This is a genomic window from Actinomycetota bacterium, from assembly GCA_040754375.1.
GTDB lineage: Bacteria > Actinomycetota > Acidimicrobiia > Acidimicrobiales > AC-14 > JBFMCT01.
Genome location: JBFMCT010000032.1, coordinates 2,068 through 28,246, shown reverse-complemented (window position 1 = coordinate 28,246; position 26,179 = coordinate 2,068). Strand labels below are relative to the sequence as shown.

The window sequence follows — 26,179 nt, the reverse complement described above, 5'->3', positions numbered from 1 at the left end:
TTGTCGGCGCTGGAGGCCCTGGCCGTGGTGCTGGCCGGCTTGGCCGCCGGCACCGTCAACACCATCGTCGGGTCGGGCTCGCTGATCACCTTCCCCACGCTGCTGGCCGTGGGTTACAGCCCGGTGGTGGCCAACGTGACCAACACCCTGGGCCTGGTGACGGGCTCGGTCAGCGGAACAGTGGGCTACCGCCGGGAGTTGGAGGGCCAGGGCCGGCGGGCGCGGCTGCTGGGCGTCTACGCGGTGGCCGGCGGGCTGACGGGCGGGCTACTGCTGCTGGCCCTTCCCGGCAAGGTGTTCGAGGCCGTCGTGCCCGTGCTGATCCTGGTGGCCTGCGCCCTGGTCGCCCTCCAGCCCCGGCTGGCCCGCCGGGCCGCCCGGGGCCGGGCCGGGCGGGTGGGCCGGTCCCGCGAGCACGGCCTGGTGCTGCCTCTCGGGGTCTTTGCCACCGGGATCTACGGGGGCTACTTCGGGGCCGCCCAGGGGGTGATCCTCATCGCCCTGCTCGGCATCAGCCTGCAGGACACCCTCCAGCGCCTCAACGCCCTCAAGAACCTGCTGGCCGCCCTGGTCAACGGGGTGGCGGCCGTGCTGTTCGTGTTCGCGGCCGACATCGCCTGGGGTGGGGCCGCCCTGCTGGCCGTAGGTGCCGTCGTCGGCGGCCAGGTCGGGGCCAAGGTGGGCCGGCGCATCCCCCCGCTGGCGCTGCGGGCGGTGATCATCGTGGTGGGGACGGCCGTGGCCCTGCGGTTGCTCCTGACCTGAGGACGACGGGTCAGGCTCCCGGGACCGGGCCGATGTGGGCGTTGCCCTCGCTGTCGACCGACCAGCCGGGGTTGTGGGCGATCTCCCACACCGTCCCGTCGGGCGCCTCGACGTAGGCGTGGTAGCCGCCCCACACGGCCCGCTGGGGAGGCTTGCGCACCGTGGCCCCGGCCTCGACCAGCGCGGCCGTGACCTCGTCGACCCCGGTTTCGTCGTCGCACAGGTGGCCGAGGTCGAACGGGGGCGGTTGGCCCGAGCCGATGTCGGCCGCCAGGTCGTCCCGCCCGAACAGGCCCACCATGCGCCCGGGGCCGGCCCTCAGGAACGTGACCTCGCCCGGGACCACGAGCGCCGGCTCCCACCCCAGACGGTCGACGTAGAAGGCGTGGGCGGCGGCCAGGTCGGGCACGGCCAGGGTGACGACGTCGATGCGCAGGTCCATGGCCCCCAGCCTGTCACGGCCCCCTCAGGCGCCCAGTTCCTCGGACAGGGTGAGCCAGCGCTCCTCGGCCTCGGCCACGGCCGCCTCGGCGGCCGCCAGCTCCCCGGCCAGGCGGGCCAGCACGGAGTGGTCCCCCGGGGCCGCCAGCGCGGCCGCCAGGCGGTCTCGGTGCACCGTGCGGTCGGCCATGTCCCGCTCGGCCTGGGCGATCAGCCGCCGCAGGGTGGACGGCGTGCGGGCCCGCCCCTTGTCCGGCGCGGGCGCGGCCGGCGGCCGCCCCGGCCCCGAGGGCGACGAGGCGTGGGGCTGAGCCGGCGGCGGGGCGTGGGGCGGCGGCGGGGGCGGGGGCGAGGCCCGAGACCCGGGCCGGGCCTGTGTCGAGGAACGGGCCTGTGTCGAGGAACGGGCCGAGGGCCGGGCCGTCGGCAGCGGTTGGCGGCGGGCGTCGAGCCAACCGGCGAACCCGCCCGGGGGTTCGGTGGCGTGGCCCTGGCCGTCGAGCACGAGCACGTCCTCGGCCGTGCGCTCGAGGTGGGCCCGGTCGTGGCTGACCAGGACGACCGTGCCCGGCCAGTCTTCGAGGTAGTCCTCCAGGGCGCGCAGGGTGTCGAGGTCGAGGTCGTTGGTGGGCTCGTCGAGCAGAAGGACGTTGGGCAGCCGGGCCAGCACCAGCAGGAGCTGGAGGCGGCGCTGCTCCCCCCCGGACAGGGTGCCGATCGTGGCCCACTGGGCATCGTCGTCGAACCAGAACCGCTCCATGAGCTGGAGCTGCTCCCACGACGGCTGGTCGCCCCGGCCGGCCACCGCGTCGCGCACCCTCAGGACGGGGTCGAGGGTGGTCCCCAGCTGGTCGTAGTAGCCCGTGCGCACCGTGGGACCGACCTCGAGGCGGCCCTCGGCCGGGGCCAGGCGACCGGCCAGGACCTCCAGCAGCGTCGACTTGCCCGCCCCGTTGGGCCCTACGACCGCCAGCCTCTCCCCCGGCCCGAGGTCGAGCTCGAGGTCGCGGAACAGCCACGGCCCGTCCCCGAAGCGGTGGCCCACCTCGTGCAGGGCCAGCACCTTGTCCCCCAGCCGGGGGGTGGCCGAGCCCCGCCGGGCCGAGGCCAGGTCGAGCGCACCGGGCCGGTCGGGGGCGGGAGCCCGGCCCTCGACCACGGCGGTGGCCGATGCGATGCGGGCCTTGGGCTTGCGGGTCCGGGCGGGCGCGCCCCGGCGCAGCCAGGCCAGCTCGCTGCGGGCCAGGTTGCGCCGCACGGCTTCGGCCGTCGCTTCCCGGTCGGCCCGCTCGGCACGAGCCGCCAAGTAGGCCTCGTAGCCCCCTTCGTGGACGTAGCCCCGGCCCCGGTCGAGCTCGATCGCCCGGGTCGTCACCCGGTCGAGCACGTGGCGGTCGTGAGTCACCAGGACGAGGCCGCCGGCGAACGAGGCCAGGCGGTCCTCCAGCCAGGCGATGGCGTCGACGTCGAGGTGGTTGGTGGGCTCGTCGAGCACGAGCAGGTCGACGTCGGCCACCAGCACCCGGGCCAGCGCCACCCGCTTGGCCTGGCCCCCCGACAAGGTGGCGATGTCGGCGCCCACCAGCGGGCCCATGCCCAGGCGGTCCAATATGGCCTCGGCCTCCCAGCTCCGGGCCCCGCCCGCCTTCGTTACCGCCTCGAGGACCGTTCCCGGCGCCAAGGCGGGGCGCTGGTCGAGGAACCCCACCCGTACGCCTCGGCCCCGGCGCACCACGCCTTCTTCGGGTTCAGCCTCTCCTGCTATGACCCGTAGCAGGGTCGACTTGCCGCTGCCGTTGCGGCCCATCACCCCCAGGCGGTCGCCGGCCCGCATGGTCAGAGACAGGCCCTCGAACAGGGGGCGGTCGGGGCGGCGCACGGCCACGCCCGCCAGGTCGGCCAGTATCACCGCCGCCGCCTGCGGGCCGGCGGGCGGTTGGGCCGGCCACGCCCATTACCCGTCCCGCCGCCCGGGCGGGGCGGACGGGGCGGGCGGTGGGGCGCGGCTGACGGGTCTTCGGGCCAGTGGTGCTTGGGGTAGCGGCCGGCCAGGTCGCGGCGGACGGCGGCGTAGCTACCGGCCCAGAAGCCGGGCAGGTCAGAGGTGAGCTGCACGGGGCGGGCTGCGGGCGACAGGAGCTCGACGAGAACGGCCACCCGGCCCCCGGCCACCGTGGGGTGCTCTGTGGTGCCGAAGAAGTCCTGGACGCGACCGGAGACCTTGGGCCTCTCGCCCCGGTAGTCGACAGCCAGCGAACGGCCCGAGGCCACCGTGACGTTGGCCGGGGCCAGCTCGTCGAGGCGGCCGGCTACCGACAGGGGCACCCGGCCCCTCAGCACCCGGGCCACGTCGACCGACTTGAGCCGGCCCGTGCGCAGGGCCGGCGGCAGCCAGTGCTCCACCCCGGTGGCCAGGGCGCCGTCGGAGACGTCGGGCCAGGGCTCGCCGAAGGTCGCCCGCAGGAACGACAGCCGGGCCTGGAGAGCGCGGGCCCCGTCGGACCATGCCAGCACCCCCACGCCCCGGGCACGGACCTCGGCTACCAGGGCGGCCACCGTCTCGGGCCCGGGGCCGGCCGGCCCGGCCGACGAGGAGAGCACGAGCCCGTCGAGCCGCCGGGTGACGGTCCGCCGTACCTCACCCCGCTGGCCGTCGAAGTGGAGGTCGACAGAGGTCTCGGGGGCCGCCCCGGCTGCCCCATCGAGGTCGGCGGCGTCGAGGGCGGCCGCCATCCGCACCCGGCTGTCACGCCGGTCGGCGTCCAGCTCGGCCACCACCAGGAAAGCCTCGTCGGCCAGCGGGTCGCCCTTGGGCACCCACGCGCCCGTCCCGTTGCGGAGCCGGAAGCGGGCGCCGCCCCGGGCCTGGGCGATGCGGTCGGGATAAGCCAGGGCCAGCGCCCGCCCGCACTCCCCCGGAGCCGGCCCGTGCCCATTCCCCGGGCCGGGGCCAGGTCCGGGACCGGGGCCGGGGCCGGGGCCCGGGCCGGGGCCCGCGCCGGGGCCGGGGCTGTAACCACCGGTCGCCGCGGGGCGGCCGCGGGCGGCGCCGGGGGCCACGCCCGCTCGGCCGGCGATCTCGGCCGCCCGGCGCCGGGCCGAGGCCAGCGCGGCCCGGTCGGCCAGCGGGTGCCGGGCCCGGTCGTCGGCGATGAGCCGGGCCCGCACCTCGGCGTCGACGGGGATCTCGTCGGGTGTGCCCCGCAGCACGTCGCGGTCCTCGAGCAGGGCGGCCAGCACGCACGCCACCGGGCCCAGGCCACGGTCGACCGAGCCCGTGACCATGCGGGCCAGGCGAGGATGGAGGGGGAGCTCGGCCATGGCCCGGCCCTCGCCGGTGGGCCGCCCGTCGCCGTCCACCGCTCCCAGCGAGCGCAGCAGGGCCTGGGCCTCGTCCAGCGCCCGCTCGGGCGGCGGGTCGAGCCACCGGAGGTCGGCCGCCGACTTGCCCCAGATGGCCAGATCGAGGGCAAAGCCGGCCAGGTCGACCAGTTCGATCTCGGGGGTGGCGAACGGCCGGCGGGCGGCGTGCTCCATCTTCGACCACAGCCGGTAGGCGGTCCCCGGCTCGGTGCGGCCCGCCCGGCCTGCCCGCTGGTCGGCCGACGCCCGCGAGGCGGTCACCGTCTGAAGCCGACTGAGCCCGGTGCGGGCGTCGTAGCGGGGGATGCGGGCCTGGCCGGCGTCGACCACGACCCGTACCCCCTCGACCGTGAGGCTGGTCTCGGCGATGTCGGTGGACAGCACGACCCGGCGCCGCCCCGGGACGGACGCTTCCAGGGCCCGGTCCTGCTCGGCCACCGGCAGCGCCCCGAAGAGGGCCAGCACGTCCACGCGGTCACCCACGCCCGCCAGCAGGGATTGGACGCGGCGGATGTCGCCGGCCCCGGGCAGGAACACCAGCATGTCGCCCTCGGTCTCGCGCAGCGCCCGCTCGACGGCGGCGGCGGCCGACTCAGCCAGGCGCTGGCGGGGACGCGGTGGGGCCCAGCGCACCTCGACGGGGTACTGGCGTCCCTCGCTGCTGACCACCGGCGCACCGCCCAGCAGGTCGGCCACGCGGGCGGTGTCGAGGGTGGCCGACATGGCCAGCAGGCGGAGGTCGGGCCGGCACCGGGCGCGGGTGTCGAGGGTCAGCGCCATGGCCAGGTCGGTCTGGAGGTTGCGCTCGTGGACCTCGTCGAACACGACCAGGGCGACGCCCGGCAGCGAGGGCGCCCGCTGGAGCCGGCGGGTGAGCACGCCCTCGGTCACGACCTCGACGCGCGTGGCCGCGCTGACCCGGCGTTCGTCGCGGGTCGTGTAGCCGACGGTGGCCCCCACCGGTTCGCCGAGCAGCGACGCCATCCGCCGGGCCGCGGCCCGGGTGGCCAGGCGGCGAGGCTCGAGCACGACCACCCGGCCGAGCAGCCACGGTTCGTCGAGCAGCCGGAGGGGGACCACGGTCGTCTTGCCGGCCCCGGGCGGGGCCTGCACGACGGCCGCCCCGGCGGTGGCCAGCGCGCCCTGCACGGCGGGGACCGAAGCCTCGACCGGCAGCCCGGTCGGCGCCGGGCCCGTCAACGGATCCGCACCAGCCGCAGCACGTCCGAGGCGGGGTCGGGGTCGAGGGGCGAACCCACCAGCACGGCCACCACGTCGTTGGTGTGGACTATGCCCCGTTCGACGGCCGCTTGGATGGCGAACCAGACGATGTCGTCGGTGGACTCCTGGCGGTCGACCAGCAGGGGCGTTATGCCCCAGGCCACCGAGAGCTGGCGGGCCGTGCGCGACGAGGGCGTCGCCCCCAAGATGGGCATCGTCGGACGGAACCGGGAGATGGCCCGGGCCGTGGCCCCACTGTTGGTGCAGGCGATGATGGCGGCGGCGGCCACGTCGGTGGCCGCCCGCCAGGCGGCGGCCGACAGCGAAGCGGTGATCCTCGTCGGCGCGGGGGCGCCCTTGGTCTCGGCCACCTGTTGGGCCCCCAGGTTGGAGCCCCAGCGTAGGTAGTCGAACTCCCTCTCGGCCCGCAGGGCGATCGACGCCATGGCCATCACGGCGGCCACCGGGTCGTGGCCGATGGCCGTCTCCCCCGACAGCATGAGCGCGCTGGAGCCGTCGAACACGGCGTTGGCGACGTCGCTCACCTCGGCCCGGGTGGGGGTGGGGGCCGACACCATCGACTCCAGCATCTGGGTGGCAGTGATGACCGGTTTGCCGTAGGCCACCCCCATGCGGATGATGTGCTTCTGGTGGTGGGGCACGTCCTCGAGGGCGCAGCGGATGCCGAGGTCGCCGCGGGCCACCATCACGCCGTCGGAGGCGGCGATCACCTCCTCGGCGGCGTCGACCGCCTCCTGGGTCTCGATCTTGGCCACCAGCATGGGGGCGTCGGGACCGGCCGCCAGCCGAACCCGCTCCACGTCGGCCGGTCCGCGCACGAACGAGATGGCCACCGCGTCGACCCCGGCCTTGCACACGATCTCCAGCAGGCGCAGGTCGTCGGGAGTGGGCGTTCGGACCGCGAACCGGCTGGCCGGCAAGGCCACCCCCGGCCGGCCCATGACCCGGCCCCCCGTCACGATGCGGGCCACGGCCACGTCGGCTTCGACGGTCTCCACGGCCAGGCGGATCCCGCCGTCACCCAGGGCAACCGTGTCGCCCGGGCGCAACTGGTCGAGCAGGTCAGCCATGTCCACCGCGATCCGGCGCCAGTCACTGCCGGTGGCTCCGGGGCCGGCGGCCACCAGCTCGGTGGTCTCCCCCTCGTTCAGGTAGACGCCCGACTCCCGGAAGCTGGCCGCCCTGACCTTCGGGCCCGGCAGGTCGGCGAGTATGCCGACCGTCGCGCCGGCGGTCTCGGCCGCCTGGCGGATGCGAGCTATACGCCCCAGGGTCTCCTCAACCGGCCCGTGGGCCAGGGAGAGCCGCGCCATGTTCATGCCCGCGGCCATCAGCCGGTCGAGCGTGGCCGGGTCGTCCGACGCCGGCCCGATGGTGGCGACGATCTTCGTACGTCTTTCCATTCCCCGTATTCTGCGGCCTGGGGGCCACCCGTCCGGCACGCGACCGGTCCAGGCCCCAGAACGTGACCGTGACGACCCAAGCGTGGAAGGCCGCAGCAGGCAGGACCTCGGCCACCGCCGCCACCCCCATGGCCGACAGGTAAAACCCGGCGGCACAGGCCGCCACCTCCGCCCAGAACAGCCGGTAGCCGGCTCTCCGCCGCCGGCCCCGGGGCAAGGCGGCCGCGAACCGCCACATGAGCAGCGGGAGCGACGCGCCGAGCACCAGGGCGCTGACCGTGTGCACGCGGTGAGCGACCGTGTCTCCCCCCACCGGCACGAAAGCAGCCACCAACTGGCCGGCCAGGCCCACCAGCATGGCCACCGAGAACCCCCAGGACACGTCGAACCGGGCCCGGACGTGGCCGTGGAAGGCCACGAGCAACAGGGCCGTGGCCGCCATGCCCGCCGTGAACAGCAAGGCCGACCCCGGTTCGGTGCCCACGTAGCTGAGGGGCAGGTCGCCGAACAGGTCGAACCCGCTGGCGGCGGTGGCGGCCAGCAGTGTCGTCCAGATGACGCCCACCCCGGCCAACCCGGTGTAAGGCAGGGCTCGGCGCATCACCTGTGTTCGGTGCCGACGCCCCCGCCGTACTGCGCCGGCCCTACCGGGCCCGGCCTTGCCGGGCCCGACGGGCGGCCCGGGCCAGGCCATCGAGGATCAGGTCGAGGCCGAACTCGAACTCGGCCGCATAGTCGTAGCCCGGCTGGAGCACGTGTTCGACGGTCAGCTCGGTGAGGTGGGGGTAGGCGCCGCTGCCCATGGCGCCGAGGATCACCGTGGCGACCTCGCCCGCCTCCTCGGCGGTGTCGAATGGCAGGCTCGCCTCCTGGAGGGCGAACCCGTAGATGTAACTGTCGACCAGCGAGAAGGCGTGGGCGGCCATCTCCACCGAGAAGCCACCCCCGCGCAGGCAACCGATGACCGCGTCGTGGTGGCGGAGGGTGGCCGGGCCGGGCGCGGCTCGTGACTCCATTAGGCCGATGGCCCAGCGGTGGCGGCCTAGCGCGTGGCGGACCGAAATGGCCCGCTGGCGCATGGCCGACGACCAGTCCTCCCCGGCCTTGGGCAGGTCGATCTCACCGAAGACCAGGTCGACCATACCGTCGAGCAGCTCGTCCTTGTTGGCCACGTGGTTGTACAACGACATGGCCTCGACGCCAAGGGCGTCGCCCAGCTTCCGCATGCTCAGCGAGGCGATGCCGTGCTCGTCCGCGAACGCCGCCGCCTCGCTTAGGACGCGCTCGCGGGTTAGGGGCGCTCTCATCCGTGCCGGCCTCGTCGGGCCAACCATCCTGCTGCCTCCCTGTCGCCACTGGTTGCCGGGTTGACAACCTTACGATGTAAGGTACACTACTTACGACGTAAGCCTTCAGCGACCCGAGGAGTTACCATGACACGAGCAGCCACCACCGATGACGCAGCGACGAGCGGGCACACGGCGACGATGAGGGCCGTCGTACAGGACGAATACGGCAGCGCACCGGAGCAGGTGCTGCGCCTGGCCGAGGTCCAACGGCCGGCGGGCGGTGACGGCGACGTGCTCGTTCGGGTTAGGGCGGCCAGCGTCGACCGGGGCACCTGGCACATCATGTCCGGTCTCCCCTACCCGGTCCGCGTGGCCGGTTTCGGGGTACGCCGGCCGAAGTACCTCAACCCGGGCCGCAGCATGGCCGGCACGGTCGAGTCGGTCGGTGCGGGAGTGACTGGGTTCCGACCGGGCGACGATGTCTACGGAACCACCAACGGCACCTTCGCCGAGTACGCCGTGGCCCAACCGGCGCGTTTGGCCCTCAAGCCGTCCAACCTCACGTTCGAGCAGGCGGCGGCCGTGCCCGTGTCCGGCCTTGCCGCCCTGCAGGCGGTTCGCGACCGTGCCGCTGTCCGGGCCGGCGAGAAGGTGCTGGTCATCGGGGCATCCGGGGGCGTGGGTAGCTTCGCCGTGCAGATCGCCAAGTCCCTGGGTGCCGAGGTCACGGGCGTGTGCAGCACGGCCAAGGTCGACCTGGTCCGTTCCCTCGGGGCGGATCACGTGATCGACTACGTCCTAGGCGGCGACATCGGAGGAGACGGGTCCCGCTACGACGCCATCGTGGACATCGGCGGCAACCGCCGGTTGTCCGAGCTCCGCCAGCTGCTCACCCCCCGCGGCCGGCTCGTGATCACCGGCGGCGAGACCACTGGGCGGCTGCTCGGCGGGTCCGGCCGCCAGGTCCGGGCTGTGCTCCTGTCCCCGTTCTTCAGCCAGACGCTGGGTACCTTCATCTCCTCGGAGAACGCCGCCGATCTCGACGCTCTCCGGGAGCTGATCGAGACCGGGACTGTGACGCCGGCCGTCGATCGGGTCTACCCCCTGGACGAGGCCGCCGCCGCCGTCCGCCTGCTCCTCGACGGTCAGGTGCGAGGCAAGGTCGTCATCGTCTTGTAGGGGTGGCCTCGCCCGTCGCCCTGACCGTGACGATGCAGCGGCACGCCGATGGCGATGGTCAGGCCCCGAGCGTCAGGGTGCGGGTGATGCGGACGGCTTCGAGCAGGCGGCGGTCGTGGGTGACCAGCACGAGGGTGCCGTCGTAGCTGTCGAGGGCGGCTTCGAGCTGCTCGATGGCGGGCAGGTCGAGGTGGTTGGTGGGCTCGTCGAGGACCAGGCAGTTGACGCCCCGGGCCATGAGGACGGCCAAGGTGGCCCGGGTGCGCTCGCCGGGGGTGAGCGAGGACGCGGGCCGGACCACGTGGCCAGCCCCCAGGCCGAACTTGGCCAGCAGGGAGCGGGCCTCGGACTGGGCGTCGACCCCCGCCTCGGCCATGAAGGCAGCCAGCAGGGTGTCGCCGCTCGCCAGCCGGCCCCGGGCCTGGTCGACCTCGCCGACCACCACGCTGGGCCCGGCCCACCGCTCGCCCGCTGTCAGCGGCAGCCGGCCCAGGAGCGCGCCCAGCAGCGTCGACTTGCCGCTGCCGTTGGGCCCGAGGACAGCCAGGCGGTCCCCCCACCGCAGCTCCAGCTCGACGGGACCGAGGCGGAAGTCACCCCGCTCCACCACCGCCCCCACCAGGCGGGCCACCACGTCGCCGCTGCGGGGGGCCGAGGCCACCGTGAACCGCAGGTCCCACCCCTCCCACGGCTTGTCGACCGAACCCAGCCGCTCGATGGCCTTCTCGGTGATCCTCACCTTGGCCGCCTGCTTCTCGGTGCGGTTGACGGAGAAACCCCGCTGGGCCTTGTCGTTGTCCTTGGGGTTCTTCTTGACGGCCCGCACGCCCTGCACCGCCCACTGGCGCTGCTCGCGCGCCCGCTCCTGCAGTTCCCGTTTCCGGGCCCGGTGCTCGCCGTAGGCCTCCTCGGCGTGGCGGCGGGCGGTGGCCCGCTCGTCGAGGTAGGCCGTCCACCCGCCCGCGAAGTACGAGCCCGTGTGCTCGTTCTCGTCGATCTCCATCACGGCCGTGATGGTGCGCTCCAAGAAGGCCCGGTCGTGGGACACGATCACCGCGCCCGCGCCGAGACCGGCCAGGAAGCCTTCGAGCCGTTCGAGACCGTCGAAGTCGAGGTCGTTGGTCGGTTCGTCGAGAAGGAACAAGTCGAAGCGGGCCAGCAGCACACCCGCCATCGAGGCCCGGGCCGCCTGGCCGCCTGACAGCGTGGCCATGTCCTGGTCGAGAAGGCCCGGGGCCAGGCCCAGGCTGGCCCACAGGGGGCCGATGCGGCTGTCGAGGTCGGCCCCGCCCAGGGCCATCCACCGTTCGAGAGCGGCCGTGTAGCGGTCCTCGGCCCCGGCCGTTCCCGCGGCCAGGTCGGCCGTGGCCAGGTCGAGGTCGTGGCCCGCGCCGGTCGCCCCGGTACGGCGGGCCAGGAAGTCCCGCACCGTCTCGCCCGGGCGACGCTCAGGTTCCTGGGGCAGGTAGCCCACGGTGGCCGTGGGCGGGGCCAGCATCACCCGACCCCCGTCGAGGGCCTGCACGCCGGCCAGGGCCCGCAGCAGCGTCGACTTGCCCGTGCCGTTGGGCGCCACCACCCCGACCCGGTCGCCGGGTGCGACCGTGAGGCCCACCCGGTCGAGCACCACGTGGTCCCCGAAAGACACCGTGAGGTCGCGGGCGACGAGGGTGGCAGGCACGTGCTCGAGGTTCCCCTTCAGCGGCCGCTAACCGCTAGCGGGCAACGAAGTACTTGGCTTTGGGGTGGTGGCAGATGAGGGCCGACGTGGTCTGCTCGGGCACGTACTGGAAGTCCTCGCTCACCGCCACGCCGATGCGGTCGGCGCCCAGCAGGTCGGCCAGCTTGAGGTTGTCTTCCAGGGAGGGACAGGCGGGGTAGCCGAACGAGTAGCGGCCCCCCCGGTAACCCTGGCGGACCAGGACGTCGGTCTTTGACCCGTCCTCGTGGGCGAAGCCCCACTCCTGGCGCACCCGCAGGTGCCAGTACTCGGCCAGGGCCTCGGCCATCTCGACCCCCAGCCCGTGCAGCAGGAGGTACTCCTGGTAGCGGTTCTCGGCGAACAGCTCGGCCGCCGCCTCCGACACCGCCGAGCCCATGGTCACCACGTGGAAGGCCGCGTAGTCGGCCTCCCCCGAGGCCACCGGGCGGAAGAAGTCGGCGATGCACCGGTAGGGCTCACGCCCCTCCCGTGGGAACGAGAACCGCAGCCACTCGCCGGAACGGGACTCGTCCTTCCAGATGACCAGGTCGTTGCCGTCGCCGTTGGCGTGGAAGTACCCGTATACGACCTGGGGGACGAGCACGCCGGCGGCCGTGGCCTTGGCCAGCTCCTCGCGCAGAACGGGCCGGATGCGGTCCTTGAAGTCGGCGTCGTTCTCACCCTTCTCGGGCCGGAACTGCCACTGGTTGCGGAACAGGGCGGTCTCGTTCAGCCACCCGGCGATCTCGTCGATGGCGACGCCCTTGACGACCCGGTGGCCGACGAAGGGCGGGACGAACACCGGGTTGGAGGTGTCGGGTTCGGGTACGGGGACGGGCCCGGCCGGGGCCTGGGGCTTCGAGCCCGACGGCCGAGCGGCCATGAGCTCGCGTCCGAACGACGGGTCGTCGGTGCCGCTGCGCTTGAGCTCCATGAGGCGGTCGACCGTGCGCAGGCCCTCGAAGGCGTCCTTGCCGTAGAAGACCCGGCCTTCGTAGACCTGGCGCAGGTCGTGCTCGACGTAGCGCCGGGTGAGGGCGGCCCCGCCCAGCAGCACGGGCACATCGGCCGCCAGGGCCCGGCGGTTGAGCTCCTCGAGGTTCTCGCGCATGATCAGCGTGCTCTTGACGAGCAGGCCGCTCATGCCGATCACGTCGGCGCCCACCTCCTCGTGCTTGGCCAGCATCTCGGCCAGCGACACCTTGATGCCGAGGTTGTGGACCTCGTAGCCGTTGTTGGTGAGGATGATGTCGACCAGGTTCTTGCCGATGTCGTGCACGTCGCCCTTGACCGTGGCCAGCACGATGCGCCCCTTGCCCCCCTGGTCGGACTTCTCCATGTGGGGCTCGAGGTAAGCGACGGCCGTCTTCATGGCCTCGGCCGACTGGAGCACGAACGGCAGTTGCATCTCGCCGGACGCGAACAGCTCGCCCACGACCTTCATCCCCTCCAGCAGGGTGTCGTTGACGATGTCGAGGGCGGGCGTCGTGGACAGGGCCTCGTCGAGGTCGGCCTCCAGCCCGTCGCGGTCGCCGTCGATGATGCGCAGCCGCAGCCGCTCCTCGACCGGCCAGCCGCTGCGGTCCTCCTTCTCGACGGCCGACGCGCTGACCCCTTCGAACAGGCCGATCAGCTCCTGGAGAGGGTCGTAGCCGGGACGGCGGCGGTCGTAGACCAGGTCGAGGCACACCTCGCGCTGGCGCTCGGGGATCTTCGACAGGGGCATGATGCGCCCGGCGTGCACGATGGCGGCATCGAGGCCGGCCTCCACGCACTCGTGCAGGAACACCGAGTTGAGCACGTGACGGGCGGCCGGGTTGAGGCCGAACGAGACGTTGGACAGCCCGAGCACGGTGTGCACGCCGGGAAGTTCGGCCTTGATGCGGCGGATGCCCTCGATGGTCTCGATGCCGTCGCGCCGGCCCTCCTCCATGCCGGTGGAGATGGGCAGGGCCAGAGGGTCGAAGAACAGGTCGGACGGTTCGAGCCCGTAGCGCTCGACGGCCAGGTCGCGGATTGCCCTGGCCGCCCGCACCTTCCAGTCGGCCGTGCGGGCCTGGCCCTCCTCGTCGATGCACGTGCAGATCACGGCCGCGCCGTACTCGCGGGCCAGGGTCAGGAACTGGTCGAGGCGCGTACCGGGGGCGTCGCCGTCTTCCAGGTTGACCGAGTTGAGCACGGGCCGGCCACCGATCCACTGCAGGGCGGCCTCGACGACGGGCGCTTCGGTGGAGTCGATCACCAGGGGGACGTTGACGGCGGTGGCGAACCGGCGGGCGATCTCGTCCATGTCGGACACGCCGTCCTCACCCGTGTAGTCGACGCACACGTCGACCAGGTGGGCGCCCTCGCGGACCTGGTCGCGGCCCATGGTCACGCACGTGTCCCAGTCGTCGGCCAGCATGGCCTCGCGGAACTTCTTCGACCCGTTGGCGTTCGTACGCTCGCCGATCACCAGGAACGAGACGTCCTGGTGGAACGGGACGTGGGTGTATATCGACGCCGCCCCCGGCTCGTGGACGGGCTGGCGCCGGGCAGGCACGAGGTCGCGGCAGCGCTCGACGACCGCCCGCAGGTGCTCGGGCGTGGTGCCGCAGCAGCCGCCGATCACGCTTACCCCCAGGCCGGTGACGAACTGGGCGTGGTGGTCGGCCAACTGCTCGGGGGTCAGGTCGTAGTGCATCTGGCCGTCGACCACCGACGGCAGCCCGGCGTTGGGGAGGCACGATATGGGCACCCGGCAGTGCTGGGACAGATGGCGCAGGTGCTCGTGCATCTCCGTGGGACCGGTGGCGCAGTTGAGCCCGATCACGTCGGGGCGCAGGGCGTCGAGGGTGGCCAGGGCGGCGCCGATCTCGGTCCCGGGCAGCATGCGCCCGGTCAGCTCCATCGTGACCTGCACCTGGAGGGGGACCTGGCGGCCGGTGGCGGCCATGGCCCGCCGGGCGCCCACGATGGCCGCTTTGCACTGGAGCAGGTCGAAGACCGTCTCGATGAGGATGAGGTCGACGCCACCGTCGAGCAGGCCCCGGGCCTGCTCCTCGAACACCTCTCGGATCTCGGCGAAGCGCACCTGGCCCAGGGACGGGAACTTGGTGCCGGGCCCGATCGAACCGGCCACCCAACCGCCGTACCCGTCGGCCACCTCCCGGGCGATCCGGGCCCCCTTGAAGTTGAGCTCGTGGGCCCGGTGGCCCAGCCCGTACTCGGCCAGGGTTATCGATGCCGCCCCGAAGGTGTTTGTCTCCACCACCTCGCACCCGACCTCGAAGAACGACCGGTGGAGGTCGGCGATCACGTCGGGCCGGGTGTCGACGAGCACCTCGTTGCACCCCTCGAGGGCCGGGCCCCCGAAGTCGTCGGCCGTGAGGTTGCGCAGCTGGAGGTTGGTGCCGGCCGCGCCGTCGTAGATGACGACCCTCTGGCGTACGGCTTCGAGGTAGGACGATCCTTCGAGGTAGGACGACATCGCCTGCCAGGCTACCGGCGCTCACCGGAGGGCCTCACCGGATTGCCGCATGTGGGCCCCGTGTGCACCGCCGGTGGATAAGTGGTAGTAAGGCACGTTCGGGCGTAATCCAGGGGGGCGACGCCGCTTGTCTGTGTTCATCGTGCTCGGTCTGATCTGGGCCGCGGTGCTGGTCCCGCCGGTGTTGCGCGCCCGGGCCGAACGGCGGGCCGAGTTCATCGCCAGCTTCTCCGAGCAGATGGGCGTCTTGGGCAAGGGCCCGCAGGCCGCCGCCCAGGCCGGCCAGGCGGGGGCGGGCCAAGCGGGGGCAGGGTCGAAGACGGGCCGGCCCCGTCGCCGGGTGAGCGCCGCCAAACGCCGTCGGGACGTGCTCGGAGGCCTCGTGGGCGCTCTGGCCGGCTCCCTCGTGCTGGGAGTGGTCCCGGCCCTGCGGGTGGCCTGGGTGGTGGCCCTGTTCCTGCTCAACGCCTCGATCGGCTACGTGGCCGTCCTCGTCCACCAGCGCGACGTCGCCCGGCGCCGGGCGGAGCAGGCTGCCAACCCGGGCCCAGCCGCGGCTGGGAGGCTGGTGTCTTTCGCGATCGGCGCTTCGCGCCGAGCGGCCGACCTGCCCCTGACCAGCACTTCGTAGTTCGGCCGAGCCCAAGACTGGGCGGCCGGCCGCCTGGGGAGGGTTTAGACACCAGCCTCCTGGACGGGCCCGGGCCTCCCGGCGACGCCCCCTCTCCCCCGCCACCCTCTCCCCCGCCCTCGACTGACCCGCCCGCCGCGTAGGCTCCGGCCCGGTGAGGATCTACACCCGCCGGGGCGACGACGGCACCACGGGCCTGCTCTTCGGCTCCCGGGCCCCCAAGGACTCGGCGGTCATCGAGGCGTGCGGCGCGGTGGACGAGGCCCAGGCCGCCATCGGCATGGCGCGCGCACTGGCGCTCAGGCCGGCCGGCGAGGGCGCCGACGACCTGGGTGAGCTCGACGAACTGCTGGTTGGCATCGAGCGTGACCTGTGGGTGCTCATGGCCGACCTGGCCGCCGCCCCCGGGCAGCGCCATCGCCTCGAAGACGGGAGCACGGCCGTCACCGAGGCCATGGTCGAGCGGCTCGAGCCGGTGATCGACTCCTTCAGCGCCCGTTCGGTGCCCCTGACCGAGTTCGCCGTGCCCGGCCAGTCGGTCCCGTCGGCCGCCCTCGACGTCGCCCGGACGGTCGTGCGCCGGGCCGAGCGCCGAGCGGTGGCGGCCGCCGCCCCCGGCCCCCACGTAGTGCCTTACCTGAACCGACTTTCCGACCTGCTGTGGACGCTGGCCCGCTGGCTGGAAGGCGCCCCCCTGCCCGCCCGGGCCCCGACCAACGAACCCATCGAGGAGCTGTCTTGACCATCGCGTTCTCCTACGCCGCCGAACTGCCCGGCAACGCCACAGTCGTCGGTGCCCCCGTCTTCGAGGAGCGGGCCCCCGCGGCGGGCGCGGGCGTGGTCCCCGACGCCGGTTACCTGGCCCGCAGGGGGTTCGAGGGCAAGCTGGGCGAGACGATGGCCGTGCCCGGGGGCGACGGCCCCACGGTGGTGGCCGTCGGCCTCGGAGACCCGGCCAAGCTCGACGCTGACGCCCTGCGCCGAGCCGCGGCCGCCTTCGCCCGGGCCGCCTGGAAGGACGAGCGGGCGGCCACCACCCTGGTGGCCGCGGCCGTGGAGTCGGGGCGCCTCGACGTGGCCACGGCCGCCCAGGCGGTGGCTGAAGGGGCGGCCCTGGGGGCCTACCGCTTCACCCGTTACAAGGCCGACCCCAAGGCGCCCCGCCTGGAGTCGTTCACGGCCGTGGGCCCCGAGACCGACGGGGCGGGCACGGCCGGGTTCGACCGGGGGGTGCGGTTGGCGGCGGCGGTGGCCATGGCCCGTGACCTGGTCAACGAGCCCGCGGGCACCCTGACCCCCCAGGCCTTGGCTGACAAGGCCGCCGAAGTGGTCGAGCGCGAAGGAGGCCTGTCGCTGACGGTGCTCGACGAGGCGGCCATCGCCGTCGAGCGCCTCGGGGGCCTATTGGGCGTGGCTGCCGGCTCCGACCAGCCCCCCCGGCTCATCGAGCTCGTCTACGAGCCCCCCAACCCCAGGGGCACGCTGGCCCTGGTGGGCAAGGGCATCACGTTCGACTCGGGCGGCCTGTCCATCAAGCCGGCCGAGGCCATGGAGACCATGAAGACAGACATGTCGGGCGCGGCGGCCGTGCTGGCGGCCATGTCGGTGCTGCCCTCGTTGGAGCCGAGCGTGCGGGTGATCGCCATCATCCCGGCCACCGAGAACCTGCTCGGGGGCCGGGCCACCAAGCCCGGCGACGTGCTCCACATCCGCAACGGCAAGACCGTCGAGGTGCTGAACACCGACGCCGAAGGGCGGCTGGTGCTGGCCGACGGCCTGTCGCTGGCCGTCGAGGCCGGGGTGGACGCCATCGTGGACGTGGCCACCCTGACGGGGGCGTGCATGGTGGCCCTGGGCAAGCGCATCGCCGGGCTGATGGGCAACGACGACGGGTGGAGGGCCCAGGTACAGGCGGCCGCCGAGCGGGCGGGCGAGCCCGTGTGGCCCCTGCCCCTGCCCTCGCAGTACCGCAAGCACATCGACTCCGACGTCGCCGACCTCAAGAACATCGGCGGCCGCTGGGGCGGGGCGCTCACCGCCGGCCTGTTCCTCGAGGAGTTCGTGGGGTCGGTGCCCTGGGCGCATCTCGACATCGCCGGGCCGGCCCGCAGCGACGAGGACGACTGCTACATCTCCAAGGGTGGGACGGGCTTCGGGGTGCGGACCCTCGTGGAGCTCATCATGGCTTTCGAGCCCCCGGCCGGGGTGACGGCTGACGGCGGCGGACGGCCCACGTCTGGCGGCTGACGCTGGCGGCGGACGGCCCACGTCTGGCGGCTGACGCTGGCGGCGGACGGCCCACGTCTGGCGGCGGACGGGGCCGACGGCTCCGGTGCCGCCGGCCCCGCTGCCGGCCCGGGAGGCTGGGTCAGAGCCTCAGTGGGAGGGGGCGTCCGGGCCGGCGAGCGGGGTCAGACGGACGGCCGCCGGGCGTGGTGGCGGCGGCCGCCCGTGGCGGTCAGGCGGCCCCCGGTCGGGGGCCGGCAAGGCTCCCGTTGCGGGGACCGGGGCCGTGGTCAGCGGTCGCCGCCCAGGGCTGGGGGAGGCCGGTGGCGCTGCGGTCGGTGGCCCACAGCGTCGCCTCCCGGGCGACCATCGGGTTGTACTTCCAGCGCACGAGCTGGCGCTCGACGGCGTCGCGGTCCTCCCCCAGCTCGATGAGGCTGAGGGCCAGCTGGCGGCACCGGCGCCGGAGCTGCTCGGCCGCGGGCACGGCCAGGTCGGCCTCCTGCCAGGCCCGGTGTGCATCGGCCAGGGAGGGGGGCAGCGCCAGGACCTGGCGCCGGTTGAGAGGCGGCACCCGCCGGCGCACGGCCAGCGTGCCGTCGGGCCGGCTGTCGGCCAGGTCGAAGCGGCAGCACCGGGCCAGCGCCCGCATGAAGGCCGAGTGGCGGCCGCCCCGGGAGCTGAGCCCCAGGCACTGGGCCGTCTCGGCCAGGTCGAGCTCGAACCCCTCCGGATGAGCCTCGATCTCGGCGGCCAGGAGGCGAAGGAGCCAGGTGGTGCTGGGCCCGAGGATGCCCAGCCAGAACTTCTCGACATAGGGGGAACGGGGGTCGTGGCCCAACGCGTCGATGACGGGGTCGGGCCAGGCCCTGACCGGAAGGGACGCGATGGCGGGGGAAGCGTGGTCGAAGGCCGGGATGGACATGCCGGGAACCCTCCAGCGAACGGGGCGTGGCTGAGGGAGGAAGCGAGTAAGAGAACACTTCATGGCGTTTCAGTGTTCTAGCTGATACACAAGCGTACGTCAAGGGGATCTCAGGCGTCCGGCCGTTCCGTGACCTGGAGCTGCCCACCCGCCTCGAGGCGAAGCGCGGCTCGGTGTTGCCGACGGGAGAGCAGCTCGCCCGGTATACACCTCGCCTGGCGCTGTCCCCGAGGCAACGGGTTAGGTCCAGCTTGCGAAGTGCTGCGCAATCCCCGAAGGCTCAACCGACAGGTGTGAAGAGAGCACCGTCGTCCCTGGGCGTCCCCGAGCCCTCGTCCTCCCCGCCCCAGATGAGCACACTCGTCCCAGTCCAGACGCTCGTGTGCTCGCCGCGGGCCGAAAGCATGCTCATCGGCAATGTGGTCCAGGAGTTCGCTATTGGAGAGTAACTTGCGCCGTCATCCAGGCCGTGGGGAGGCGAGCCGGCCTCTCCGCCCCACACCACCACAGCCGAATGCGTCGAAACGGCCGTCAGGAACGACCGTGGCGAAAGCGGTGCCGAAGGGACCGTGCGCCATCTCCCAGCCTCGATGTCATAGGCGGCAGCGAACGCTTGTCCGCCTGCGCCACCCTTGCTGGTTCCACCGACCACGACCATCTCCTGTCCCGTCCAACTGGCGGCATGGAAGGCCCGGGTGAGCGGCGACCTTGCGATCGGACGCCATTCATCGTGCTGGGCCGAATAGCGAGCGCCGTCGGACATCATTTCCGGGTCTCCCTGTGACAATCTCGTTCCTGCCGAGGGAATGCCGCCCCACACAATCATCTCCGACCCCGTCCATACCGCGGTGTGCCCGGTACGGGCAGTGAGGCCCGAACTCGGCAGTATCCGCCACCGGTCGGTCGAGGGAGAGTAGGCGGCGCCTGCGGCGCCTACGTCACCGCCCCACAAGATCATCTCGTCCCCCGTCCATACCGCTGTTGACTGATCCCCGAGCCTCGCCTCGAAGGGTGCGGACGGAAGGCGCCGCCACTGGTCACGCTTCGGGTCATACGCCGCTCCATCAGAGAAGACGGCGCCCGAGCGCTGGTTCCTGCCTCCTACAACAATCATCTCGCTCCCGCTCCATACCGCCACGTGCCCGTGCCGCGCATCGAGCGGAGCAGCGGGGAGGCTGCGCCAGCGGTCCACACGAGGGTCGTACGCGGCGCCGTTCTTGTCGGGACCTCCTGACGCTCGGCCGCCCCACACGATCATCTCGGCTCCCGTCCATACCGCCGTGTGCCCACGGCGCCCGCTTAGGGGAGAACGAGCCATGAGACGCCAGCCAGGTCGGGCCTCAACGACTGCCGTGGACGCATCAACCGTCGGCACGGTGAACGTGCTCGTATCGGCGGTCGACGGCTGTGTCGTGATCTCGACGTTCGCGCCTTTGTCTGTCTCGCGGAGGACGAGAAGGGCGATCGCCGCAGCGCCAACAGCCGACGCCAGCAGCCCGGCACCAAGACGGCGGCCCGCTGGCCCTTTAGCTCGCCGGACCGGCGGCTGAGGATAGACGCTATCCGACGCGTTGACTGCCGTCGCGATACTACGAAGCTCGTGTCGGATAAGGGACTCGATATCGTTGTGTTTCACACGCCCTCCGTGGTGTCGGTCAGTATGGCCTGCAAACGTCCTAGTCCACGGGAGACTTGCGACTTCACTGTGCCGACGCTTGTTCCAAGGACTTCGGCGGTCTGTGCTTCTGTCAGATCTTCGTAGTACCGAAGGACGATCGCGGCGCGCTGCCTGACAGGCAGACGTAGAAGCGCCGCGAACAGCACGCTCCGTTGCGCGACATTTTCAGCTACACGCAACGGACGGTCGATGGAGGATGCTCCCCCTGAGCGATCGCGGCGCGCTCGCTCTCGCCGGCGGTTCCTCCGAACCTGGTTCGTAACGACGGTCTTCAGGTACGGACCGAACATCTGGACGGTGCCGGCCTGCCACTTCGGATAGACGAGTGCAAAGGCGTCGGCAACGGCCTCCTCCGATGCCAACGTGCTCCCGGTGAGGAGGAACGCGAGGCGCAAGGCTGGTTCGTAGTGCGCCGCGTAGAGGCTGGCGAAGTCCTGACCACGGTTCTCGCTCCCTACACTCATCACGATGGTGACCTGCCGCTGGGTGCCGTTTTCCGGATTCCCCCCTTCAGAGTCCCGAGCAGCGTGAAAGGTTGCGAAACAGAGCGGGGATTCCTGATTTGGGCGCATGCGCCTACTCGCCCGGGGGTGGCCGGATCTGCCACCCAGCCCTGACCGGAAGGGCGTCCGGCCGTTCCCGGCCGGACGCCTGGTCTGGCCGTCACTCCGGACGGGCCACTGACAAGTGCGTCTGCGCCATCACCCATCGGCCCCCCTCCCGGACCGCGGTGCCGCTCAGGCGGGTGGGCAGCTCCAGGTCACCCCAGCGCAGCACGGGCCGGTCGGTGAACCAACCCGCGTCCCCGGCCTCGAAGGCGACGACGTCCCCGGGCTCGAGGGTGGCGTCGGGGTACTCGGCGAACTGGGCGGTCAGGGCGGACAAGACCTGGTCACCTCCCACGAAGTACTCGTGCGCGTCGGTACCCACCAGCGAGGCACCGGGGCCCGAGGAGTACCGGTCCTTGACGGCCGCCTCGTCACGGTCGTTGACGGCTACGCAGAACTCGATGACCAGCTGTCGCACCTGCTCGGAACGTTCCATAGCGTTCACCCTCCGATCGGGCCCCTCCGTGGCGCCCTTCGCACCTCTTGGCGCGAGATCGGCTCTCGCGATGCGAGAAGGTCAGGAGCTCACTTCCCAGCGGACAGGCCGGTCGGGCCGGTAGCTGCAGAACCTCCCGGTGCGGACCGATCCTTCGAGGTGCCGCCCCAAGCCGGGGTGCTCGCACGAAACCCGGGCGATGGCGTAGCGGACGCGGGCTCGCACGGCCTGGCGAGCGCGCTCCTGCTCGTCGCGCATCGCCCGAGGCCGCCCTCCCAGGCCCAGCGTCATCTCAAGGTGCTCCACGATCGCATCCAGCTCGATCCGGGCGCGGGCGGCCCGCTCCGGGTCGTTGGCCTCGTCGGCGTCGTCGATCTCAGCCCTGAGGTCCAGCAATCGCCTGCGGTATGCCTCGACCGCTGGACCGTCGACTGTGGGCTGAGGAGAACGCCCCGCCATCGACCCGGCCAGTTCCAGCGAAGGGACCTCCTGAGCAGGCCGGGCCAGGAGCCTGGCCAGGTCACGCATGCCCTTACTGTCGGCCACGCTCGCCCACCGTCCGGCCCATCCGATGCGCCAGACCGGCCCATCCCGGCGGAGGACGCCGGTCTCGGGGCCAGCCGCGGCGGTGCCTGGCGGCTGGCGGGCCGCGCCCAGGACCTCCGGCCATCGGCGGGCGCGGGCCGCCAGCAACGGCGCGGGAAGAAGCTCGTACATCCGGGCGACGGAGGCGAGCCTGTCTCTTGCGGCGCCGGCGCCGCCGGTGTCGCCGGTGATCAGCAGGTCGAGCGCAGCCAGGGCCTCCTCGACCACGCCGTAAAGGGCTGCGCCTATACCGTCCACCAACCACAGGTGGCCGAAGGGGGCGAGGCGGTGCCGCACGACCCGGGCCGCCTCCCGGTCCCCGAGCAGGATGGCCGCTCGCCCTGCGGCATAGACGGTGCCCAGCCATTCGGCGTCGCGCCGGCCGAAATCCGCCGCCAGCAGCGAGTCGAGGTGGTCCCGCAGGGCCCTGAGATCGGGGCCCGTCCACGACAGAGCCAGGGCCAGGCTGCGGGCTTGGCAGTTCTCCGGGTCGTCGAGGAGCGCGGCCTCGCACCAGGTAGCCAGGCGATGAGCCAGCCCGGGCTCCGGGGCACGGCCCCCCTGGTCGGCCACCGCGAAGCGAAGGGTGTCGGCCAGCAGGGCCGCGTTGGTGCTCCCCGCCCGCCGGCCCAGTTCCTCGGCCTCGTCCGCCCGCGCCACCGCGACCTCGGCCCGGCCCTCCAGCAGGGCTCTCATTCCCTGCCACAGCGGGTCGTACCAGCGGACGATGGGTGCGGCCCGCACCGCCAGGGCAGAGAAGGACCTCGCCGCTTCGTCGGCGCCCCGGAAGTCACCGGCCTCCAAGAGCGCGACCACCTGGAGCCGGAGCCCGAGGAGCACGAGGTCGACGCGTTCAGCTCGGGAGGCAACGTCCACGATCTCGCGAGCAACCGCCGACCGCTCCTCCATGTGGGCCGGGCCGGCGATCACGTCACACCAGGCGGCGAGGGCGTGGGCCAGGCACGCTTGGTCTCCCAGGCGGCGGGCCATGTCCACCGCCTGGCCGGCGAGCTCGGACCGCCTCTCGTTGGACAGGGTGGGCGGCAGGGCCACCGACAGGCGGGCCAGCACATAGGCCAGTTCGCAGCTGTCGGCGTCGCCGAGGGCCACGACCGCCTGTTCGAGCATCCGCACCTGGGCCATGTCCCCGACTCTCACCTCGAACCCCGCCAGGCCGGTCCCAGGACCGAGGGCAGCCCGGGCCAACTGGTCGGCGCGGCCCGCGGCGCGTGCCCCGTCGGCCGCCTCCCCGAAGGTCCTGCTGGCGCCGTCCCAGTCCCCGGCGTTCAGCTGAGCCTCGCCCAAGGCAAGGAGCGTCTCGACCAGGTCAGGCCCGGACCTGGGTAGGCCGCCAGCCCGGGCCCGCTCGACCACCCAGGCCAGGTGGCCAGCTGCCACCTCGAAGCCGAGGGCCGCCGACGCGGCCGCGGCAGCGGCCAGGGCCGCGTCCACGGCCGTCGCGACATCGCCCGCCTCCACGCCCGCTTCCAGGAGGGCGGCCGCCTCCTCGACGCGCCCCGGGCCCCTGCGATCGCGCAGCACTGATCCGACGGCCCACGACAGGCGTGCCCGGTCCTCGACTGTCATCGCGGCCAGTACGGCGTCACGAACGATGTCGTGGCGGAACCGGTAGCCCGGTCCCTCGCGCACCAACAAGCGGGACCGGCAGAGCTCCTCGGCGGGCGCTACAAGGTCCGCCCCCCTCGTGGCCAGGACCTCGCCGACAAGCCCGAGCTCGTTCGCGCCCCAGGCCACGGCGGCCACCTCCAGCAGGTGGCGGGCCAGTGGACCGCAGCGGGCCACCTGGCGCCGGACCACCTCGCCAACGACCGGCGGGACGTCGTCAAGAGAACCGCGGTCCACCGAGGCGGCATGGGCCACCTCGGTGACGAAGAACGGGTTGCCTCCCGTGCGGGCGTGCACGGCGGCCGCCACCTCGGGCCCCACGTTCCCCAGCTCGCCTGACAGGAGAGCGCCCACTGCTTGTGGGGCCAGGCCGCCGAGCGACATGACCGAGCAGGCGGCACCGAGGTCGCCAACTACGCCCGCGAGCCCATGTCCAGGCCCGACTTCGCCGTCGCGGAACGCGCCGAGCACCACCACCGAACGTGCCGCCAGTGACCTTCCCACGAGGGCGAGGAGTCGCAAGGAGGCGGGATCGGCCCACTGGAGGTCATCGAGCACGACGACTACCGGTGCGAGGCCGGCCAGGTCTGACAAGGCATCGTCGACGGCCTCGAACAACACCGATCGTGAAGTGTCGTCAGGGGGGTCACCGTGGGGCCCGTTCCGGGTGCCCTCGAGCACCTCGGGCCGGCCCAACGTCCGCAGGACCTGACGCCAAGGCCGGTATGGCCGTCCCTCCGGGCTACAGGTGGCGTGCCCCACCTGGGCACCCGACGCGCTGGCGACTGCCGCCGCATCGACCAGCAGGCGGGTCTTGCCGATCCCCGGTTCACCGGCGATGAGCAGGACCGACCCCCGGCCCACCCGCCCCCGGTCGAGAACCCGGGCCAACCGGGCCCACTCCTGGTCGCGACCCACGACCCCGGGGGGGACGACGGGCAATGCGGACATCGGCACACAGCCTACGAAGCGGGAGCCCTCATGGGGGGGAGCGGGAATGTTGACCTGCGCGGTAGGGTTTCTGGTCGTACCTGTCGCCGAGCGAGGTAGCTGCCCATGCCCAATTTCCGAGACCTCCTGGCCCGGGCCCGAGCCCAGATCCGTGAGGTGGACACCGAGGCCGCCGCCCGGCTGCTGGCCGCCGACCCGCGGGCCGTCGCCCTCGACGTGAGGGAGCCGGCCGAGTTCGAGCAGGGCGCGCTGACGGGGGCCGTCCACGTCCCTCGCGGCCACTTCGAGAGCCAGGTCGAGAACAAGGTCCCCGACCACGACGCCCCGGTGGTCATCTACTGCGCCAGCGGCACCCGGTCGGTGTTCGCGGCCCGCACGCTGGCCGAGCTGGGTTACACCGACGTGGTCTCGATGGCCGGCGGGTTCAACAAGTGGAAGAACGAGGGGCGCCAGTGGCACACGCCCAAGGTCCTCAGCGCCGAGCAGCGCAGCCGTTACCACCGCCACCTCCTGCTGCCCGAGGTGGGCGAGGCCGGCCAGCAGCGGCTGCTGGAGTCCAAGGTGCTGCTGTTGGGCGCGGGCGGGCTCGGTTCACCGGCGGCCCTCTACCTGGCGGCCGCCGGGGTGGGCACCCTGGGGATCGTCGACATGGACGCCGTCGACGAGTCCAACCTGCAGCGCCAGATCCTGCACAACCTCGACCGGGTGGGCGAGCGCAAGGTCGACTCGGCCAAGAAGACCCTGGTGGGCCTCAACCCCGATGTCGACGTGGTGGGCTACGACGTGCGCCTGGGCGCCGACAACGTGCTCGACATCATCGACGGCTACGACGTGATCATCGACGGGGCCGACAACTTCCCGACCCGCTACCTGGTCAACGACGCCTCTCTGGTCAAGAGGATCCCCGTGGTGCACGGATCGATCTTCCGCTTCGAGGGCCAGGCCACGGTCTTCCACCCCTACGTGGGCCCGTGCTACCGCTGCCTCTTCCCCGAGCCGCCACCCGCGGAGATGGCCCCCTCGTGCGCCGAAGCGGGCGTGTTGGGTGTGCTGCCGGGCATCATCGGCACCATCCAGGCCATGGAGGCCATAAAGCTCGTGCTCGGCCTGGGCGACCCCCTGGTCGGTCGCCTGATGGCCTACGACGCCATGGAGGAGTCCTTCCGCACCTTCAAGGTGCCCCGGGACCCCTCGTGCCCGGCCTGCGGGCCCGACGCCGGCGAACTGGTCATCGCCGAGTACGACGAGCTCTGCATGCCCCACCCCCGCCGGCCCCCTGGGGGCTGACACGCCCACGCATTACCTCGGTGCTCCCGGTAGCATTCCGTATGTGCTCTTCCCCCTGCATCGCGTGACGCTGAGCCGGGCCGCGCCCCGGCGGGGAAGGATGTCGTGGCTACTGAACCCATGCGCCTGGAGCTCTTCCAGGCCCTCGAACAAGCGCTGGGCCCCGGCCCGGCCGGCACGTTGATGACCCTGCTGCCGCGGGGCGACGTCGCCCTGCGGTCCGACGTGGCCGAGCAGGGCGCCGCCCTCCGGGGCGATCTCGCCGAGTTGAGGTCCGACCTCACCGAGCAGGGCGCCGCCCTCCGGGGCGAGATCGCCGAGTTGAGGTCCGACCTCACCGAACAGGGCGCCGCCCTCCGGGGCGAGATCGCCG

20 protein-coding genes and 1 pseudogene are annotated in these 26,179 nt (G+C 72.8%); 7 read left to right on the top strand and 14 right to left on the bottom strand.

Annotation, left to right across the window (positions count from 1 at the left end; translation table 11 throughout):
- The gene (locus AB1673_13005; GenBank protein ID MEW6154889.1) at nt 1-765 is read left to right on the top strand and encodes a sulfite exporter TauE/SafE family protein; all 765 of its coding nucleotides are present in this window, start codon (nt 1-3) and stop codon (nt 763-765) included.
- A gap of 10 nt (nt 766-775) precedes the next feature.
- On the opposite strand, the gene AB1673_13000 is transcribed toward AB1673_13005, so the two are convergent.
- The 6 genes from AB1673_13000 to AB1673_12975 are packed head-to-tail and all read right to left on the bottom strand — an operon-like array spanning nt 776 to nt 8,521.
- Entirely contained in the window at nt 776-1,207 is a 432-nt protein-coding gene (locus AB1673_13000) for a VOC family protein (protein ID MEW6154888.1), read from the bottom strand.
- Between the two features lie 24 nt (nt 1,208-1,231).
- A complete protein-coding gene (locus AB1673_12995) occupies nt 1,232-3,115 on the bottom strand; it encodes an ABC-F family ATP-binding cassette domain-containing protein (GenBank protein ID MEW6154887.1) in 1,884 nt (627 codons plus the stop codon).
- Nucleotides 3,112-5,769 carry an ATP-dependent helicase HrpB gene (gene hrpB, locus AB1673_12990; protein ID MEW6154886.1) on the bottom strand — a complete coding sequence of 886 codons (2,658 nt, stop codon included), beginning with the start codon at nt 5,767-5,769 and terminating at the stop codon, nt 3,112-3,114. The genes AB1673_12995 and hrpB overlap by 4 nt, the downstream gene beginning before the upstream one ends.
- Entirely contained in the window at nt 5,766-7,184 is a 1,419-nt protein-coding gene (gene pyk, locus AB1673_12985; GenBank protein ID MEW6154885.1) for a pyruvate kinase, read from the bottom strand. The genes hrpB and pyk overlap by 4 nt, the downstream gene beginning before the upstream one ends.
- Nucleotides 7,090-7,815 (bottom strand): hypothetical protein, encoded by a 726-nt coding sequence (locus AB1673_12980; protein MEW6154884.1) that lies wholly within the window; start codon nt 7,813-7,815, stop codon nt 7,090-7,092. Before AB1673_12980 ends, pyk begins: the two co-directional genes overlap by 95 nt.
- Before the next feature lie 43 nt (nt 7,816-7,858).
- Entirely contained in the window at nt 7,859-8,521 is a 663-nt protein-coding gene (locus AB1673_12975) for a TetR/AcrR family transcriptional regulator C-terminal domain-containing protein (protein MEW6154883.1), read from the bottom strand.
- Nucleotides 8,522-8,701: 180 nt separating this feature from the next.
- Here AB1673_12975 and AB1673_12970 point away from each other — a divergent pair, with 180 nt between their 5' ends.
- Nucleotides 8,702-9,682 carry an NAD(P)-dependent alcohol dehydrogenase gene (locus AB1673_12970; protein ID MEW6154882.1) on the top strand — a complete coding sequence of 327 codons (981 nt, stop codon included), beginning with the start codon at nt 8,702-8,704 and terminating at the stop codon, nt 9,680-9,682.
- A 58-nt stretch (nt 9,683-9,740) separates the two neighbouring features.
- On the opposite strand, the gene AB1673_12965 is transcribed toward AB1673_12970, so the two are convergent.
- Together AB1673_12965 and metH are read right to left on the bottom strand one after the other, a co-directional pair.
- Nucleotides 9,741-11,363, bottom strand: a complete 1,623-nt coding sequence (locus tag AB1673_12965) for an ABC-F family ATP-binding cassette domain-containing protein (GenBank protein MEW6154881.1) — start codon at nt 11,361-11,363, stop codon at nt 9,741-9,743.
- A 34-nt stretch (nt 11,364-11,397) separates the two neighbouring features.
- A complete protein-coding gene (gene metH / locus AB1673_12960) occupies nt 11,398-14,853 on the bottom strand; it encodes a methionine synthase (protein ID MEW6154880.1) in 3,456 nt (1,151 codons plus the stop codon).
- 127 nt (nt 14,854-14,980) lie between these two features.
- Here metH and AB1673_12955 point away from each other — a divergent pair, with 127 nt between their 5' ends.
- From AB1673_12955 to AB1673_12945, 3 genes are all read left to right on the top strand, one after another.
- A complete protein-coding gene (locus AB1673_12955) occupies nt 14,981-15,484 on the top strand; it encodes a hypothetical protein (GenBank protein MEW6154879.1) in 504 nt (167 codons plus the stop codon).
- Between the two features lie 154 nt (nt 15,485-15,638).
- A complete protein-coding gene (locus AB1673_12950; GenBank protein MEW6154878.1) occupies nt 15,639-16,226 on the top strand; it encodes a cob(I)yrinic acid a,c-diamide adenosyltransferase in 588 nt (195 codons plus the stop codon).
- Complete coding sequence (locus tag AB1673_12945) at nt 16,223-17,731, top strand: leucyl aminopeptidase (protein MEW6154877.1); 1,509 nt, start codon at nt 16,223-16,225, stop codon at nt 17,729-17,731. Before AB1673_12950 ends, AB1673_12945 begins: the two co-directional genes overlap by 4 nt.
- A 211-nt stretch (nt 17,732-17,942) precedes the next feature.
- Here AB1673_12945 and AB1673_12940 read toward each other — a convergent pair whose 3' ends face one another.
- The 6 genes and pseudogenes from AB1673_12940 to AB1673_12915 all read right to left on the bottom strand — a co-directional run bounded on the left by AB1673_12940 (nt 17,943) and on the right by AB1673_12915 (nt 24,519).
- Nucleotides 17,943-18,635, bottom strand: a complete 693-nt coding sequence (locus tag AB1673_12940) for a hypothetical protein (GenBank protein MEW6154876.1) — start codon at nt 18,633-18,635, stop codon at nt 17,943-17,945.
- Between the two features lie 280 nt (nt 18,636-18,915).
- Nucleotides 18,916-19,047 (bottom strand): hypothetical protein, encoded by a 132-nt coding sequence (locus tag AB1673_12935; protein MEW6154875.1) that lies wholly within the window; start codon nt 19,045-19,047, stop codon nt 18,916-18,918.
- A gap of 615 nt (nt 19,048-19,662) precedes the next feature.
- Nucleotides 19,663-19,893 (bottom strand): annotated as a pseudogene (locus tag AB1673_12930) (hypothetical protein).
- A gap of 374 nt (nt 19,894-20,267) precedes the next feature.
- Nucleotides 20,268-20,777 carry a SigE family RNA polymerase sigma factor gene (locus AB1673_12925; protein ID MEW6154874.1) on the bottom strand — a complete coding sequence of 170 codons (510 nt, stop codon included), beginning with the start codon at nt 20,775-20,777 and terminating at the stop codon, nt 20,268-20,270.
- Between the two features lie 199 nt (nt 20,778-20,976).
- Complete coding sequence (locus tag AB1673_12920) at nt 20,977-21,357, bottom strand: nuclear transport factor 2 family protein (GenBank protein MEW6154873.1); 381 nt, start codon at nt 21,355-21,357, stop codon at nt 20,977-20,979.
- Between the two features lie 81 nt (nt 21,358-21,438).
- Nucleotides 21,439-24,519, bottom strand: a complete 3,081-nt coding sequence (locus tag AB1673_12915; protein ID MEW6154872.1) for an AAA family ATPase — start codon at nt 24,517-24,519, stop codon at nt 21,439-21,441.
- 105 nt (nt 24,520-24,624) lie between these two features.
- Here AB1673_12915 and moeB point away from each other — a divergent pair, with 105 nt between their 5' ends.
- A complete protein-coding gene (gene moeB / locus AB1673_12910) occupies nt 24,625-25,806 on the top strand; it encodes a molybdopterin-synthase adenylyltransferase MoeB (GenBank protein MEW6154871.1) in 1,182 nt (393 codons plus the stop codon).
- 105 nt (nt 25,807-25,911) lie between these two features.
- Nucleotides 25,912-26,179: hypothetical protein (locus AB1673_12905; GenBank protein MEW6154870.1), on the top strand; the 268-nt coding region annotated here is incomplete at its 3' end.

Coding starts and splice junctions, on each gene's coding strand:
- AB1673_12915 (MEW6154872.1), bottom strand. CDS start 24,519: ATGTCCGCATTGCCCGTCGTCCCCCCCGGGGTCGTGGGTCGCGACCAG.
- metH (MEW6154880.1), bottom strand. CDS start 14,853: ATGTCGTCCTACCTCGAAGGATCGTCCTACCTCGAAGCCGTACGCCAG.
- AB1673_12975 (MEW6154883.1), bottom strand. CDS start 8,521: ATGAGAGCGCCCCTAACCCGCGAGCGCGTCCTAAGCGAGGCGGCGGCG.
- AB1673_12925 (MEW6154874.1), bottom strand. CDS start 20,777: ATGAGTGTAGGGAGCGAGAACCGTGGTCAGGACTTCGCCAGCCTCTAC.
- moeB (MEW6154871.1), top strand. CDS start 24,625: ATGCCCAATTTCCGAGACCTCCTGGCCCGGGCCCGAGCCCAGATCCGT.
- AB1673_12980 (MEW6154884.1), bottom strand. CDS start 7,815: ATGCGCCGAGCCCTGCCTTACACCGGGTTGGCCGGGGTGGGCGTCATC.
- AB1673_12935 (MEW6154875.1), bottom strand. CDS start 19,047: ATGAGCATGCTTTCGGCCCGCGGCGAGCACACGAGCGTCTGGACTGGG.
- AB1673_12940 (MEW6154876.1), bottom strand. CDS start 18,635: ATGTCCATCCCGGCCTTCGACCACGCTTCCCCCGCCATCGCGTCCCTT.
- AB1673_12970 (MEW6154882.1), top strand. CDS start 8,702: ATGAGGGCCGTCGTACAGGACGAATACGGCAGCGCACCGGAGCAGGTG.
- AB1673_13000 (MEW6154888.1), bottom strand. CDS start 1,207: ATGGACCTGCGCATCGACGTCGTCACCCTGGCCGTGCCCGACCTGGCC.
- AB1673_12920 (MEW6154873.1), bottom strand. CDS start 21,357: ATGGAACGTTCCGAGCAGGTGCGACAGCTGGTCATCGAGTTCTGCGTA.